The sequence below is a fragment of the Bradyrhizobium sp. SZCCHNS3002 genome (genome assembly GCF_032377435.1).
GTDB lineage: Bacteria > Pseudomonadota > Alphaproteobacteria > Rhizobiales > Xanthobacteraceae > Bradyrhizobium.
This window is the reverse complement of the sequence record NZ_JAUHHY010000010.1, coordinates 1-15,927: the sequence shown is the minus strand read 5'-3', so window position 1 is coordinate 15,927 and position 15,927 is coordinate 1. Positions and strand designations below refer to the sequence as shown.

The following is a 15,927-nucleotide window of genomic DNA, read 5'->3' as shown; positions in this document are numbered from 1 at the left end:
GGCGGCGATGCTTAATGTTGCGTATAGGGAACCGCTGCAATTGGAGTGAGTAGTGCAAGCCGAGCCTGTTTCTGCCGCCGATCTCGACGTCATCGTGCCCAACCTGCACCGGCGCTATTCCGGCGTGACCGCGACCAACCGGATGGTGGCGCCGAAGCTGGCGAGGCTGGTGCGCGCGGCGTGGCTCGGCTCCTACGCGCCGGAGGGGATCGCGCGGATCGGCGCGAGCGATCTGTTCAAGCTGTGGGGCCGGCGGCGGTCGCTGATCTGGCACGCGCGCCGCAACGACGAGATGATCGTCGGCGTGGTGTTGCGGGCGCTGGGCTGGCCGTTGAAGCTGGTGTTCACCTCGGCCGCGCAGCGCCATCACAGCTGGATCACGCGCTGGCTGATCCGCCGCATGGACGCCATCATCGCCACCAGCGACATCTCGGCGTCCTATCTGAAGCGCGAGGCGACGGTGGTGACGCACGGCGTCGACACCGAGATCTATGCGCCGCCGGTGGATCGCGCCGCGGCCTTCGCCGAGAGCGGCCTGCCGGGCAAATATGCCATCGGCTGCTTCGGCCGCGTCCGCGCGCAGAAGGGCAGCGACGTGTTCGTCGCCGCGATGTGCCGGCTGCTGCCGCGTTTTCCGGATTTTTCCGCGGTGCTGGTCGGCGCCGTGACGCCCGAGCAGATGCCGTTCGCGAGCGAGCTGAAGAAACAGATCGCCGCCGCCGGCCTGGAGCAGCGCATCGTCATCACCGGCGAGCTCGACATCGCCGACGTCCAGCGCTGGTACCAGCGGTTGACGATCTATGCCTTCACCTCCCGCAACGAAGGTTTTGGCCTGACCTTGATCGAGGCGATGGCGGCAGGCGCCGCGCTGGTCGCAGCGCGCGCGGGCGCGGCGGAGATCGTGGTCAAGGAGGGCGTCACAGGCGTGCTGGTGCCGCCGGGGGATGTCGATGCGCTGGTCTCAGCGCTCGAACCGCTGATGCAGGATCCGGCGGCGGCACGTGTGATGGGCGAGAAGGCGCGAGCGCGCGTGGTGGAAAAATTCAGCCTCGAGGCCGAGGCCGACAAGATCGCCGCCGTCTATCGCGGACTGGTCTGAGCGATGATGTCGGCGACGAACGCGTCGAGGTCGCCGCCGGCGAACAGGAAGCCAGGCAGGCCGGCGGCTTCGGCCGCGGCCATGTCGGAGGCCCGGTCGCCGATCACGAAGCTGCCCTCGCGCCGGATCGGCCAGTGCTGCATCAGGTCGAGGATCATGCCCGGCGCCGGCTTGCGCCAGGGATGCTCGCGCAGATATTGCTCGACGGAGCCTTCGGTATGGTAGGGGCAGTAGCGGATGTCGTCGATGACGGCCCCCTGCGCCGCGAGCTCGGCCCGCATCCAATCGTGCAGGCTAAGCACGTCGTCCTCCGAGAACAGCCCGCGCGCAACGCCCGACTGGTTGGTGAACAGGAAGACGTGATAGCCGGAGTCGTTGAGTCGCCGGATCGCCTGCGCCACATTCGGCATCCAGCGGATGCGCTCGGGCGAGCCGATGTAGTTGTCGTCGTGATTGATCACGCCGTCGCGGTCGAGAAACGCCGCCGGCTTGAGCTGATCGGTCGTCATCTAGCCCTCGTCCTGCATCAGCGTCGCCTCGATCACCTCGCAGATGCCATGCGCGGTGGCGAGGTGGATCTGCTGGATCAGCGGTGTGTCGTCGCTCGGCGCGACCAGCAGCTCGTCGCACAATTCGCCCATCGCGAGGCCCTTGGCACCGGTGAAGCCGACGGTGCTCAGTCCGCGCTCGCGCGCCTTTCGCAGCGCGTTGAGGATGCTCGGCGACCGGCCGGAGGTCGAGATCGCCAGCAGCACGTCGCCGGGCGCGCCGAGCCCTTCGACCTGGCGGGCGAAGACGTGATCGAAGCCGTAGTCATTGCCGATCGCGGTCAGCGCCGAGGTGTCGGTGGTCAGTGCGATCGCCGCGTAGGCCCGCCGTTCCTGTTTGTAGCGGCCGACGATCTCGGCCGCGATGTGCTGGGCATCCGCCGCGCTGCCGCCGTTGCCGACGATCAGCAGCTTGTGGCCGCCGCGCAGCGCCGCGATGATCGTCGCGGCGATCCGCCCGGCGCAGGCGAGCATCGCGGCATCGTCGGCCGCGCGCTCCATGGCGGCGCGGGAGCGGGCGAGATGGCTGGCGATCGGGTCGGGGGCGCGGGTCACGGTGGCGGCTCGGGTTACGTCAGCGCCGGTGTATGGGGCGCGGTGCCGCTTCGCAAGCTAGGGCGCGACCGGGATCGCCGCGTCGGCAAGGACCCGCTGGGCGGTGGCGGCGACCTCGGTCGCCGGAATGTCGCGCATGCAGCGGTGGTCGTTCATCCTGCAGACTGGCCGGTGGCAGGGCTGGCATGGGAGCTGGGTCCTGGTCTGGACCGTCGCCGCGAGGCCGTTCAGCGGCGCCCAATGGTACGGGCTGGTCGGGCCGAAGATGCCCATCGTCGGCGTCCCCAGCGCCGCGGCGATGTGCATGAGCCCCGAATCATTGGAGATGGCGACGCCGGCCGCGGCCATGGCCAGGATGCCGTTGCGTAGGTCGGTTCCGGTCAGGTCCCGGACGGCAGGGCCGCCGGTGGCGACGATCTCGGCGGCCAGCGCCTTCTCGCCTGGGCCGCCGACCACCCAGACGTCGAGGCCGGCCTCGCGCAGCAGCCGGGCCGCCTCGCCGTAAAAAGGCCAGCGCTTGGCGGCACCCACCGACCCCGGGGCCAGTGCTACGGCCGGGCGGTTCCCCAGGCCATGGGCCTCGCGCCAGCGTGCGACGTCGTCCTGAGGCACCCGCAGCTGCGGTACGGGCCATTCCGGCGGCAGCGGCGCCCGGTCGGGCAGCGCCAGCGCGGCATTCTTGTCGATGAAGCGGGGGAGCGCTTTCTCGCCCCAGCGCCAGCGGTTGAGCAGGCCGAAGCGGACCTCGCCGACGAAGCCCACGCGCTCGGGGATGCCGGCGAGCGCGGGCGCCAGCGCCGATTTCCAGGTCCGCGGCATCACCAGGGCGGTCCGATAGTGGCGTTCGCGCAACATCGCAGCGAGCTGCCATTGCCGGCCGAGCGCCAACCGGCTGCGCGGCAGGTCCCAGACGATGCCGGAGCGGACGCCGGGCATGTAATCCACCAGCGGGGCGCAGAGCGAGGTCACCAGCAGGTCGACCGGCCGGTTCGGCCAGCGCTCCTTGAGCACCCGCACCACGGTATGGCCGCGCACGAAATCGCCGATCCACATATAGGGAATGATCAGGATCGGGCTGGTGTCCGCGGTGTCCACCTCCACCTTGGTCGAATTCGAATTCATTCTTTGTCTGCCTGGCTCAGGCGCGCTGGTAGCCGCTCGGCCGCCGCACGTAAAGTGGGCCGAGCGGGCCGTCACCAAAGCGCTTACACTTTGCCGTCGCATGCGCTACGCGAGGGCCGGGGTTTTCGGGATCAGGACGGGTTGCTGAATGTTGCTGGTGACCGGCGGCGCCGGGTTTATCGGATCGAATCTGGTTGCGGCGCTGAACGATGCGGGCCGCACCGATGTCGTCGTCTGCGACACGCTCGGCAGCGAGGGCAAGTGGCGCAACCTCGCCAAGCGGCAACTGGCGGACGTCGTGCCGCCATCCGATCTGGACGCCTGGCTGAAGGGTCGCAGGCTCGAGGCCGTCCTGCACATGGGCGCGATCTCCGCGACCACGGTGGTTGACGGCGACCTGGTGATGGAGCGCAACTTCCGCAGTTCGCTGCGGCTGCTCGATTGGTGTACGGCGAACACCACGCCGTTCATCTACGCCTCGTCGGCGGCGACCTATGGCGACGGCGCGCAGGGCTTCGTCGATGATCCGTCGCTCACCGCGCTGAGGACGCTGCGGCCGATGAATCTTTACGGCTGGAGCAAGCATCTGTTCGACATGGCGGTCGCAGCGCGCGCCGAGCGCGGCGAGCGGCTGCCGCCGCAATATGTTGGGCTGAAGTTCTTCAACGTCTTCGGTCCCAACGAGTACCACAAGGGATCGATGATGAGCGTGCTGACCCGCCGCTTCGACGACATCAAGGCCGGGCACACCTTGCAGCTGTTCAAGTCGCACCGCGAAGGCATCGCCGATGGCGACCAGCGCCGCGACTTCATCCATGTCGACGACGTCGTTCGCGTGATGTTGTGGCTGTTGGCTTCTCCCTCCGTGTCGGGCCTGTTCAACGTCGGCACGGGCCGGGCGCGCAGCTTCAAGGACATGATGCTCGCGGCCTATGCCACGCTCGGTGCGACGCCGCGGATCGAGTACATCGACATGCCCGAAGCGATTCGCGGCAGCTACCAGTACTTCACCCAGAGCAACGTCGACCGGCTGGTGGCCGCCGGCTACAACGGCGGCTTCACGTCGCTCGAGGATGCGGTCGCCGGTTATGTCCGAGATTATCTCGATTCCTCCGACCGCTTCCGCTAGACGATCTGGTTCCGACCATTGCACCGAGACTGCCGCTGATGTTCGACTTTGACGATCTCTCGCAAGCGATCGCCCGCCAGACGGTGCTGTGCATCGGCGACCTCATGCTGGACGAGTTCGTCTATGGCGAGGTGTCGCGCATATCCCCCGAGGCGCCTGCGCCGGTGATCGCGGTCCAGCGCAGCGAGATCAATATCGGCGGCGCCGGCAACGTCGCGCGCAACATCGCCGCGCTCGGTGCCCGCTGCATCTTCGTCGGCCTTGTCGGGCAGGATGCGGCTGGCGACCAGATCGAGGCCGAGCTCGCCAGGGAGGCTGGCATCGAGAGCGTGCTGGTGCGCGATCCTTCGCGCCCGACGACGCGCAAGGTGCGCTTCGTCTCCGAACATTTCTCCACCCACATGCTGCGCGCCGACTGGGAGCGCGCCGCACCGGCGTCCGGCGAGATCGAGCAGAAGCTGATCGAGGCCATCCTGCCGCTGATCGCGCGGGCCGACATCGTGCTGCTGTCCGACTACGCCAAGGGCGTGCTGACGGCGCGCGTGCTGCGCAACGTCATCGACGCGACGCGCAAGGCCGGCAAGCGCGTCATCGTCGATCCCAAGAGCGCCAATCTCGCGATCTATCGCGGCGCGAGCGTGCTGACGCCGAACCGCAAGGAGTTTTCGGAAGCGACCCGCAGCCGGGCCGAGACCGATCACGAGATCGCCGCGGCCGCGCAGGATGCGATCTATCTCGCCGACTGCGAGGCGATCCTGGTGACGCAGAGCGAGCGCGGCATGACGCTGGTCCCGCGCGAGGGCGATCCGATTCACGTGCCGGCCTATCCCGTGAAGGTGCGCGACGTCTCCGGCGCCGGCGACACGGTCGTCGCCGTGCTTGCCGCGACGCTCGCGGCGGGCGCCGCCTGGGAGGATTCGTTGCGGATGGCGAGCGCCGCGGCGGCTGTGGCCGTCAGCAAGCAGGGCACCGCCAGCGTGACGTCGGCCGAACTGCGCCGAAAGATCCTGCCGCATGCCTATCGCGCGGCCGAGGAGAAGATCATCGAGAGCGACGACGAACTCGCCGCCCGTGTCGAGGGATGGCGGGGAGAGGGCCTGCGCGTCGGCTTCACCAACGGCTGCTTCGACATTCTGCATCCCGGCCACGTCAAGGTGCTGACCGCGGCGCGCGCCGCCTGCGACCGTCTCGTGGTCGGTCTGAACAGCGATGCTTCCGTCAAGCGGCTGAAGGGCGAGAGCCGTCCCGTGCAGGACGAGCGCGCGCGCGCCGAGGTGCTGGCCGCGCTCGAGGCGGTGGATCTCGTCGCCATCTTCGCGGAGGACACGCCGCTCCGCCTGATCGAGCTGGTCCGGCCGAGCGTCCTGGTCAAGGGCGGCGACTACACGCGCGAGCAGGTGGTGGGGCACGAGGTCGTCGAGGCCTCCGGCGGCGAGGTGATCCTGATCGACATCCTGAAAGGGCACAGCACGACCGCACTCGTCGATCGCGCCCGGAGCGAGGCGCGATGACGACGCTGGCAGGTCATCCCGGCCCGGCGCTGCTGGCGCGCCGCTGGCGCGATCCGGCGGCGTGGCGGACGACGGTCGATGTCGTGGCGATTCTGCTGGCCGCCTCGCTGCCGTGGTCGACCTCGCTGGTGTCGATCCTGGGCGTCGTCATGCTGATCACGATGCTGCCGTTTCTCGACGTCGAACGTCTGCTGCAGGTCCTGAAGCGGCCGATCGCGCTGGCGCCGATCGCGCTGTTCCTGCTGGCGCTGGTCGGAACGCTGTGGTCGGACGTGGCGTGGGGCGCGCGGTTCTACGCGGTGGGACCCGCGGCGAAGCTCCTGGTGCTGCCGGCGCTGCTCTATCACTTCCAGCGGTCGGAGCGCGGGCTGTGGGTCTTCACCGCGTTTCTCGCCTCCTGCGTGCTGATGGTCGCGATGTCGACCGCGGTCGCGTTCAATCCGGCGCTTGCGCTCAAGGCCAACGCCGACCGCGGCATTTTCGTGAAGAACTACATCGACCAGGGCCAGGAGTTCTCGCTCTGCGCCGTGGCGCTGGCCTATCCGATCGCCCAATTGCTGCGCGCACGCCGCTTCGTGCCGGCGGGCCTGCTCACCGCGATCATGGTCGCGTTCCTCGCCAACATGATCTTCATCGTGGTGTCGCGCACCGCGCTGGTGACGATCCCGATCCTGCTTGCGGTGTTCGGGCTGATCCACTTGAAATGGCGCGCCAACCTGCTGATCGCGGCCGTTGCCCTTGCGCTGGGCCTCGCGGCATGGACCGTGTCCCCCCAATTGCGGGGCAAGGTGGCGACGTTCACGAGCCAATATCAGGACTACAGGAACGATCGCGCCGTGACGTCGATCGGCGAGCGGCTCGAGTTCTGGCGCAAGTCGTTGCGGTTCCTGGCCGACGCGCCGCTGATCGGACACGGCTCGGGCTCGACGCGTCACCTGTTCGAGCTGGCCGCGAGCGGGTCGCGCGACCTCTCCTCGAGCCAGGTCGTCGGCAACCCGCACAACCAGACGCTCTACGTCGCGGTCCAATGGGGCGCGCTGGGGATCGTGATTCTCTACGCGATGTGGGCGGCGCATCTTCTGCTGTTCCGCGGTGACGGGCTCGTGGCCTGGATCGGGCTGCTCGTGGTGGTGCAGAACATCTTCACCTCGCTGTTCAACTCCCACATCTTCGATTTCCACGAGGGGTGGATGTATGTCATCGGCGTCGGCGTGGCCGGCGGAATGGTGCTGCAATTGCGGACGTCTGCTGACACGGTGCAAGGGACGCTCGAACCATGACGCGTCCGTCTCAACTGACCTATCGGAATATGCTGATTGCCGCGCATGACCTCCTGGTCAGCGTCGTCGCGCTGTTCGCCGCGTTCTACATCCGCTTCGAGGGCGCCAGCACCTTCTGGGAGCGGGTGCCGCTGCTCTTTCAGATCCTGCCATATTTCATCGCCTTCAGCTTCGTCGTCTTCTACTTCTCGAACCTGCTGACGACGAAATGGCGGTTCATCTCGTTGCCGGACGCGCTGAACATCGTCCGCGTCGCGACGGTGCTGACGCTGGCGCTGCTGGTGCTCGACTACATCATCGTTGCGCCCAACGTCCGCGGCACGTTCTTCTTCGGCAAGCTCACGATCATTCTCTATTGGTTCCTTGAGATCTTTGCGCTGAGCGCGCTGCGGTTCGCCTATCGCTATTTCCGCTACACGCGGGTCCGGCGGCACGCGCGGTCGGAGGACGCGGCGCCCGCGCTCCTGATCGGCCGTGCGGCCGACGCCGAGGTCGTCCTGCGCGGCATCGAGAGCGGCGCGGTCAAGCGGATCTGGCCGATCGGCATTCTCTCGCCGTCGGCCGCCGACCGCGGCCAATTGATCCGCGGCGTGCCGGTGCTGGGTGGCATCGACGACGTCGAGGATGTCGCGGCCGACTTTGCCCGGCGGGACCGGCCGATCGCGCGCGCCCTGATGATGCCGACGGCGTTCGATCCGGACTGCCATCCGGAGACCTTCCTGATGCGGGCGCGCCGGTTGCGCTTGATCGTGAGCCGCCTGCCGTCGCTGGAGAGCGGCGATGCGCCACGGCTCGCGCCGGTCGCGGTCGAGGACCTCCTGCTGCGGCCGAGTGAGAAGATCGATTACGGCCGGCTGGAAGCGCTGGTGCGTGGCAAAGCCGTCGTGGTGACCGGCGGCGGAGGCTCGATCGGCGCCGAGATCTGCCAGCGCGTCGTGGCATTCGGCGCGGCGCGGCTGCTCATTCTGGAGAATTCCGAGCCGGCGCTCTACGCGATCACCGAGGCGCTCGCGGCCGATCCCGAGGCTGCCGTCGCCGTCGAGGGGCGCATCGCCGACATCCGCGATCGCGACCGGGTGTTCGCGCTGATCGGCGATTTCAAGCCGGATCTGGTCTTCCATGCCGCCGCCTTGAAGCACGTGCCGATCCTCGAGCGCGACTGGAGCGAGGGCGTCAAGACCAACATCTTCGGCTCGATCAACGTCGCCGATGCCGCGGTGGCCTCGGGCGCCGAGGCGATGGTGATGATCTCGACCGACAAGGCGATCGAGCCGGTGTCGATGCTCGGTCTCACCAAGCGTTTCGCCGAAATGTACTGCCAGGCGCTGGACCGCCAGCTCGCCGACCGGCCGGCGGGACGGCCGCCGATGCGGCTGATCTCGGTGCGGTTCGGCAACGTGCTGGCGTCGAACGGCTCGGTGGTGCCGAAGTTCAAGGCGCAGATCGAGGCGGGCGGTCCCGTCACGGTGACCCACCCGGACATGGTGCGCTACTTCATGACCATTCGCGAGGCCTGCGATCTGGTGATCACAGCAGCCTCGCATGCGCTGGCGCCGCAGCGTCCGGATGTCTCGGTCTACGTGCTCAACATGGGCCAGCCGGTTCGCATCGTCGAGCTCGCCGAGCGCATGATCCGCCTGTCGGGCCTGCAGCCAGGGTACGACGTCGAGATCGTGTTCACGGGCATCCGGCCGGGCGAGCGCCTGAACGAAATCCTGTTTGCGAGCGAGGAGCCGCCGGTCGAGATCGGCGTCGCCGGCATCATGGCCGCCAACCCGAACGAGCCGCCGATGCCGACGCTGAAGGCCTGGATCGCGGCGCTCGATCAGGCGATCGCGCGCAATGATCCGGTGACGATCAAATCGGTGCTGAAGGATGCGGTGCCGGAATTCGGCTCGAGCGCGGCCTGAGTCTTCAATGGCGCCGCCGCGAGAAGCGGCTCAGCACCCAGGTGACGGCGCCGAGCCCGAAGACGAGCAGGATGGCGTCGACCGTCATGGAACGCTGCGCGACCGAGATGGCTGCGAGGGTCGCAAGCACGACATTGAGGATGAACACCTCGCTGACGACGCGCGAGACGGTGAAGCCGTTATCGGTGGCCTGTTGATAGAAATGCGTGCGGTGCGCCGCCCAGAACGGCTCGCGCCGCGCCATCCGCCGCAACAGGGTGAAGGTGGCGTCGATCAGATAATACAGCGGCAGCAGCAGCGCCGCGGCGATGGAGCCCTGCCAGGCCAGATGGAGCAGGCCCCAGCCGAGCAGCAGCCCGATCGGCAGGCTGCCGACATCGCCGAGAAAGACCTTTGCGACGGGACGGTTGAAGGGCGCAAAGCCGAGCATGGCGCCACCCAGCGCCGCAGCAATGGCGGTCGCCGGCCAGGGCAGTTCACTGGAGAGGCCGAACAGGACGAGCGTCGCCGTGATCGGCACCGCCTCAGCCACGGTCATCAAATCGAGCCCGTCCATGAAGTTGACGAGGTTGACGAACCACAGGCCCGCGATCAGCAGCAGCGTGCGCTCGATCGCCAGCGGGATCGGAAACAGCCTGAGATCGTCAGGCGCGGTGAATACGACGAGGCCAACGGCCAATCCCTGCAGGATCAAGCGCGGCAGCACCGGGATCGGCCTGATGTCGTCGACCAGGCCGACCAGCGCCAGCATCGGCACCGCGATGAACAGCATCAGCAGCGGTGCAAAGCCCATCGCGGAGGCAAAGGCGCCGCCGACCACGAGCGTTGCGCCGACCACGGCTATGCCGGCGCCCTGCGGCGTGGGGATATTGTGCGACGAGCGCGCGTTGGGCCGCGCCAGTGCGTAGCGCTGCAGCACCGGGCGCAGCAGCACGATCAGCACACCGCACATCGCGGCCGCGAGCACGGCGATGGCGGCGAGGACTCCGGTGGGATGGGCGATCATCCGCGCGCGTCCGGCGCCGCGGTGAGGCGGTCATAGAGCGCCACCACCGAGCGGCCGATGATCCTGGCCGAGAGCTTGTCCTCGACCAGTTGACGGGCCGCCGTGCCGTAGCGCGCGCGCAACTCCGGCGATGTCGCCAGTTGCGCCATGGCCTGCGCCAGCGCGGCCGCGTCCTCGACCGGCACCGAGAGCCCGGTCTGGCCATGGATCGCGATCTCGCGGCAGCCCGGCGCATCGGTGGAGATCAGCGGCCGGCCACAGGCGGCAGCCTCCAGCAGGCTCACCGGAAGACCTTCGCGATGCGATGGCAGCACGGCGATGTGGCAGCGCCGCCAGAGCTCGGTGATGTCCTTGATCTGGCCGAGCAGGGTGATGCCGGGTTCGTTCCGCCAGGCCTCGACCTCCTCGGCCGAGACTGAGGCGGGATTGGCCGGATCGGGGGAGCCGGCGATCAGCAACTGGTCGCTGCGGCCCTGCTGGCGCAGCATGCGGTGGGCAGTGACCAGGGCGCGCACGCCCTTGTCGGTGAGCAGCCGTCCTGCAAAACCGAAGGTGATCGGCCCGTCCGGTTCCGGCAGCGGCTGGAAGCGGTCGGTGTCGACGCCTGACCCCGGGATCAGCGTGATCTTGTCGCCGCGGACGCCCATGGCTTGAAGTGCCTGGCGATCGTCCGGATTCTGCACCAGCACGCAGCTCAGTGTCCGGTTCATGAGCCGCGGCAGCAGCCACAGCAGGCTCTGCTTGAGCAGGCGCGAGCGCCAGCTCGCCGAGGTGAAGACATAGCCGAGCCCGGTCATGGCGTTGACGACGGGCGTGGTGCGTCCGAGCGTGGCGAGCGAGCCGAGCACGCTCGATTGCAGCCCGGAATGATGCACCACGTCGGGCCTGATCGCAGCCTCGACGGCGCGGATCGCGCGGATCGTGGGCAGGGCTGATGACGGCGACAGCCCGCCGCGCCGGAACGGGATCGGATGCAGCACGAACCGCTCGGCGGCGATCGCGGCGGCGCCGGCGTTGACGTTGGTCGCGACATGCACCTCGTAGCCGGCCTCGCGCGCCGCGCGCGCCATCGGCAGGCGATGCATCAGGAAGGCGTAGTCCTCGTTGGCCACGTACAGCAGGCGGCGCGGCGAAGCGGAGCGGGGCAGGGACATCGAACTCACGGTCTTGGGCGGTCGAAGCGCCGTATAGGCCAAGAGCGGCCCTCGCGCGAGCCGTTATCTGTCCTGCGACTGGCGGAAAACCGCCCGCCGGTGCCGACAACGATGAGGGGCGGCCCTCGGAATGCCGCCCCGGTCTCAGACCAGATGAAAGCTCGACAGGTGGGACAGCAGCTCGGCCGCCGACACGTGCTGGATGGTGATGGTGTCGAGTGCCGCATCGGTGATGACGGCGTTGCCCGCCGCGTCGTCATGGATGGCGGCCTGCAGTGCGGACTGCTCCGCGAAGATGCTCTGGCTGAACACGATCTGGTCGGTGCCGGGATTGAAGTCAGAGACCGTCACCTGACCGAAATGCTCGGCGAACACGAAGGTGTCATGTCCCTGCAGCGACACCGATGAGGACGCCGCGCCGGAGATCGAGGTCCCGGAGATCAGCGTGCCGCCCTGGCCGTCGGCTGCGAAGTGAAAGCTGTCCTGCGACAATGGGCCGACGAAGTGCAGCGACGCGCTGTTGGACCCGTCGCTCAGCGACAGCAGCCCGCTGGTCTCGTCGAAATGCATCTGAAGCGACGTGAAGGCGATGCTCTTGAGATCGATCTGAGCGGCCGTGCCGCCGAATCCGATGAGATTGCCGCTGAAGGAAGGCGCGGCGAGGACAAGGTCGGCCGCGCTCGACGTCGTGGCCGCCTCTGCGCTCGCCGTCACCGAGCCGATGGTCGGGATCCCGATCGTGCCGTCGCCATTCAGGTCCTGATGGAAGCTGGTCTCGAGGGCTTCAAGGGACGACGAGCTGCCGGAAACGGCGCCGATCGCGTTGCCGGTATAGTTGCCGCTGCTATCGGTGTTCCAGACCGTGTAGAGGTCGGTGCCGGCCATCTTCCAGGCAACCTGATAGCCGCTGCCAGAGGCCTCCGCAGCGATCGCCGCCCAGCCGCTGAGCTGGCCGGCAACGACGACGTTGCCGCCGAACATCACCTGCGTTGCGGTCCCCCCCGACACCGGCGCCATCAGATAGGTCGTGCCCGACAGCGACAGGCTGGTCGACCCGAGCGCTTCGATCACGCTGCCGCTGGGTGTCACGCTTGGGGCGCCGATGGTGCCGTCGCCGTTCAGATCCTGGTGGAAGCTGGGCTCCAGCGCTTCCAGGGATGCGGAGCTTCCCGCAACCGCGCCGATCACGTTGCCGGTATAGTTGCCGCTGCTGTCCACGTTCCAGACGGTGTAGAGATCGGCGCCGGCCATCTTCCAGGCGATCTCATAGCCGCTGCCGGACGTCTCCGCGGCGATGGGCGCCCAGCCGTCGAACTGACCGACGGTCACGATGCTGCCGCCGAACATGATCTGCGGACCGGTGCCGCCGGCGACGGGATTGAGGAAATAGCTCGACCCGGCCAGCACCAGGCTGGTCGAACCCGCGGCCTCGATGACCGTGCTCGGAATGCCGATCGTGCCGTCGCCGTTCAGGTCCTGGTGGAAGTTCGGCTCCAGCGCCTCGAGCGCGCTGCTGGCCCCATTGACTGCGCCGATGGCGTTGCCCGTGTAGTTGCCGCTGCTGTCGACGTTCCAGACGGTGTAGAGATCGCTGCCCGCCATCTTCCAGGCGATCTGATAGCCGCTGCCGACGGCTTCGGCCGCGATCGGTGCCCATCCGCCGAGCTGCCCGGGGCTGACGGTGCTGCCGTTGAAGCTGACCTGCGGGCCCGTCCCGCCTGCGACCGGATTGAGGAAATAGCCGTTGCCGGATTGGACCAGGCTCGTGGCTCCCGCGGCCTCGATGACGGTGCTGACGACGCCGATCGTGCCGTCGCCGTTCAGGTCCTGATGGAACGACGTCTCAAATGTCTCGAAAGCGGACGAGCTTCCGGAGACGGCGCCGATCGCGTTGCCGGTGTAGTTGCCGCTGCTGTCGACGTTCCAGACGGTGTAGAGATCCTGCCCCTGAAACTTCCAGGCGACTTCGTAGCTGCCGCCTCCGTTGGCCTCGACGCCGATCGGCATCCAGTTGCTCAGCTGGTGAACGACGACGTTGGCGCCGTTGAACCGCAGCGCCACCGATGTGCTCGCACCGATGGTGTTGAGATCGTAGATGACACCGACCTGGGCGAGGCTGATCGATCCGAGCGCCTCGACGATGGTGTTGGCGAAATAGGGGGCCGATCCGACCGCGGGATTGATCTGGGCGAGACCCGCGCCGGCGACCGCCGGATTGGCCATCGGCACCGCGGTCTGCTGCAGGATCTCCGAGACGTCGGCGTAGCTCAGCGTCGAATTGGCCGTCAGGATCAAGGCCGCGATCGCGGCAACGCTGGGGGCGGCTGCGGAGGTGCCGTAGAAGTCGGTCATTCCCGTGACGGTCGTCGAGATGTTGTCGATGCCGGAGACCACGACCGGGCTGAGCTGGAGCGGCGTCGCAAGGCGCGTGCCGTCGTTGGCGAACAGGATCTCGGTCCCGGCGCCGGACGATGAAAAGCTTTCCGAGACCGGTGTTGCGCCAAAGGCCGGCGTGTTGGCGGCATTGACGGCTCCGACGGTGATCACCCCCGGCGTCATCGCGTGACCGAAGACCGTCCCGACATTGGCGCCGCTGATGGAGACCGGGAGGCCGTTGCCTGCCAAAATCTCCTTGATCGTGGAAGGAGGAGTAAATCCCGTGTTGGCGATCACGATCTGGTAGGTGCCCGAGACCGAGAAATGCAAACCAACCCACGGATTCAGCGAATTGTTCGCAACGTATCCGAGGAACTGTCCATTCTGAAACACGTCGACCGCGAGATGTGACGTGTCTTGACCCCAAGCCTGGTCCCATTGCACGAGCAGGTTCGCGCCCGCGGTCACGGTGATCGTCTGCGCGATGCTGCCGCCGAAGCTCAGTGCATTGCCATCGAAATACTTTCCGCCGATGCTGCCCGAGGTCGAGGTCCAGGACGTCTGATAGGCCGAGCTGCCGTTGTTGCCGGCCGACGTCACATAGGTCACGCCCATGGCCTGAGCGGTCTGAATGGCCTGGGCGACAATGCCGTTCTGGAAGAATGGCTCGTCCGAATAGCTCACATCGTCGACGATGACCTTGCAGCCGGCATTGGCGAGCGCGATGATGCCGTCGGCAAAATCCTGCTCGCTCTGGAACGCGGTGTAGAAGGCGAGACTGGCGTCAGGCGCGATATCGTGGATGACCTGCATCATCGCACGGCCTTCGTCCGTCCCGCCCGATGGCATGTCCTTGAGGATCTGAATCTTGGAGGCCGAGGGCAAGGCTCCGCTGGCTTCGTCCGCTGCGGCGCCGCCGAGATTGTTGAAGCTGCTGGAGAGGACGCCGATCTTGATGCCGGCTCCCGTCACGCCCGTGGAGTTGCCGCCGAGCGCCTGAACGACCTGGGCGCTGGTCGCGCCTTGTGCACTGACCGCCGAGGCGATGGCTTCCGTCACTGCGTCCTGGAGCGATGGCGCCGGCTCGCCGCTCGGTCCGGCGTGCGCCGTCGCGGGCTTTCCGAGGCTGCCGAACGACCATGTCTGCAGCGATGCGCTGGCGCCTGACCACATCTCGACGCTGATCGACAGGACGACGCCGCTCGCGCTGGCACTCTGCCCGGCATGCGCCGGTTCGACGGAGCTGTCCGCAATCGGCGTGGCCGGATGGAGGGACGTCTCCTGGGTGACTTGCCAGGTCGAGCCGGCCACCACCGTCCGAGCCGTTGGCTCGGCCGCCGCCTGGGCCTGCGCGCTCACGTCGAAGAGTTGTGTGACCACCGTTGCCTCGGCGTCGCCATGCGCGAGGAGGCTGGGCGTCTCGCTCGGAGCATCAGCGCTTGGCGCCGGGGCTGCAGGATCGATCAGCTCGGCCGGGCCATGCTGGACCTGCGCGATGGCGGGGGCCGGCTCGGCTTCGTCTGCGGCGTCCGCAGCAGGCTGCTGCACATGCAACTCGTGACGTTGGCCAGCAGCAGGATCGAAAATGAGGGACTGGGCGGCTTCACGCCAGCGGTCAGGAATGTCTTCGGTACGGCCGGATTCGTAAAGCATGCATGCAACGATGGTGATCCTGTCCTCGAGGCCGACAGGCGGGATGGAATTGAAGCATCGGGCAGTGATGCCCCCCGATCTTGTATAAAATGGTACCGAAGAATGGCCGCTTCGGCCATACGTCATTGTTCGATCTGTTCGATCGAATTCAACTATTGATTGTGTTCGGGGAGGCGGCTATTGCCGCGGGCCCAAGCCAGCCTTCGCAGGGGCAACTCCGGACGGGGGCAGAGATCGGAGCGGGCACAGCAGGGATTTGCTCCCCGCGAGCCCGCCCCGAAGATTAAGGGCGCCGATCAGACCAGGTGGAAACTGGACAAATGGGTCAGCAGGTCCGCCGTCGTGACGTGCTGGACGGTGATGGTGTCGTGCGCGGCATCGGTGATGACGGCGTTGCCGGCCGCATCGTCGTGAATCGACGCCAACAGCGCCGCCTGATTCGCGAAAAGCTCGTGGCTGATGACGATCGTGTCGCTGCCCAGATGGAAGTCGGCGACGCTGACCTGGCCGAAATGCTCGGCGAAGACGAAGGTGTCGTGTCCTGCCAGGGAGACGGCTTGCGGAGCGGGGCCGCTCGCCGGACC

The 15,927-nt window shown here is 67.4% G+C and carries 11 protein-coding genes and 1 pseudogene; 5 read left to right on the top strand and 7 right to left on the bottom strand.

The features are described 5' to 3' along the window. The first annotated feature begins 52 nt into the window (after positions 1–52). Entirely contained in the window at positions 53–1,099 is a 1,047-nt protein-coding gene (locus QW845_RS21305; protein ID WP_315803514.1) for a glycosyltransferase family 4 protein, read from the top strand. Here the strand turns inward: QW845_RS21305 and QW845_RS21300 are convergent. The 3 genes from QW845_RS21300 to waaF are packed head-to-tail and all read right to left on the bottom strand — an operon-like array spanning position 1,081 to position 3,324. Beyond that, on the bottom strand, positions 1,081–1,608 hold the full coding sequence (locus QW845_RS21300; protein ID WP_315803513.1) for an HAD family hydrolase: 528 nt from the start codon (positions 1,606–1,608) through the stop codon (positions 1,081–1,083). The genes QW845_RS21305 and QW845_RS21300 overlap by 19 nt on opposite strands. Next, positions 1,609–2,202, bottom strand: a complete 594-nt coding sequence (locus QW845_RS21295; protein ID WP_315803512.1) for a D-sedoheptulose 7-phosphate isomerase — start codon at positions 2,200–2,202, stop codon at positions 1,609–1,611. A gap of 57 nt (positions 2,203–2,259) precedes the next feature. Further along, positions 2,260–3,324 carry a lipopolysaccharide heptosyltransferase II gene (waaF, locus tag QW845_RS21290; protein ID WP_315803511.1) on the bottom strand — a complete coding sequence of 355 codons (1,065 nt, stop codon included), beginning with the start codon at positions 3,322–3,324 and terminating at the stop codon, positions 2,260–2,262. A 148-nt stretch (positions 3,325–3,472) separates the two neighbouring features. Here waaF and rfaD point away from each other — a divergent pair, with 148 nt between their 5' ends. From rfaD to QW845_RS21270, 4 genes are read left to right on the top strand one after another with little or no spacing between them, the layout of a single operon-like run. Then, a complete protein-coding gene (gene rfaD / locus QW845_RS21285) occupies positions 3,473–4,453 on the top strand; it encodes an ADP-glyceromanno-heptose 6-epimerase (protein ID WP_315803510.1) in 981 nt (326 codons plus the stop codon). Positions 4,454–4,491: 38 nt separating this feature from the next. Further along, a complete protein-coding gene (gene rfaE1, locus QW845_RS21280) occupies positions 4,492–5,964 on the top strand; it encodes a D-glycero-beta-D-manno-heptose-7-phosphate kinase (RefSeq protein ID WP_315803509.1) in 1,473 nt (490 codons plus the stop codon). Next, entirely contained in the window at positions 5,961–7,244 is a 1,284-nt protein-coding gene (locus QW845_RS21275; RefSeq protein ID WP_315803508.1) for an O-antigen ligase family protein, read from the top strand. Before rfaE1 ends, QW845_RS21275 begins: the two co-directional genes overlap by 4 nt. Continuing rightward, the gene (locus QW845_RS21270) at positions 7,241–9,154 is read left to right on the top strand and encodes a nucleoside-diphosphate sugar epimerase/dehydratase (protein ID WP_315803507.1); all 1,914 of its coding nucleotides are present in this window, start codon (positions 7,241–7,243) and stop codon (positions 9,152–9,154) included. Before QW845_RS21275 ends, QW845_RS21270 begins: the two co-directional genes overlap by 4 nt. Positions 9,155–9,158: 4 nt before the next feature. Here the strand turns inward: QW845_RS21270 and QW845_RS21265 are convergent, their stop codons facing one another. The 4 genes and pseudogenes from QW845_RS21265 to QW845_RS21250 all read right to left on the bottom strand — a co-directional run. Continuing rightward, positions 9,159–10,160, bottom strand: a complete 1,002-nt coding sequence (locus QW845_RS21265) for a glycosyl transferase (RefSeq protein WP_315803506.1) — start codon at positions 10,158–10,160, stop codon at positions 9,159–9,161. Beyond that, positions 10,157–11,314 (bottom strand): glycosyltransferase family 4 protein, encoded by a 1,158-nt coding sequence (locus QW845_RS21260; RefSeq protein ID WP_315803505.1) that lies wholly within the window; start codon positions 11,312–11,314, stop codon positions 10,157–10,159. The genes QW845_RS21265 and QW845_RS21260 overlap by 4 nt, the downstream gene beginning before the upstream one ends. Before the next feature lie 144 nt (positions 11,315–11,458). Next, the gene (locus tag QW845_RS21255; protein ID WP_315803504.1) at positions 11,459–15,238 is read right to left on the bottom strand and encodes a S8 family serine peptidase; all 3,780 of its coding nucleotides are present in this window, start codon (positions 15,236–15,238) and stop codon (positions 11,459–11,461) included. Between the two features lie 401 nt (positions 15,239–15,639). Then, a pseudogene (locus QW845_RS21250) lies at positions 15,640–15,927 on the bottom strand (hypothetical protein); the annotation flags it as partial.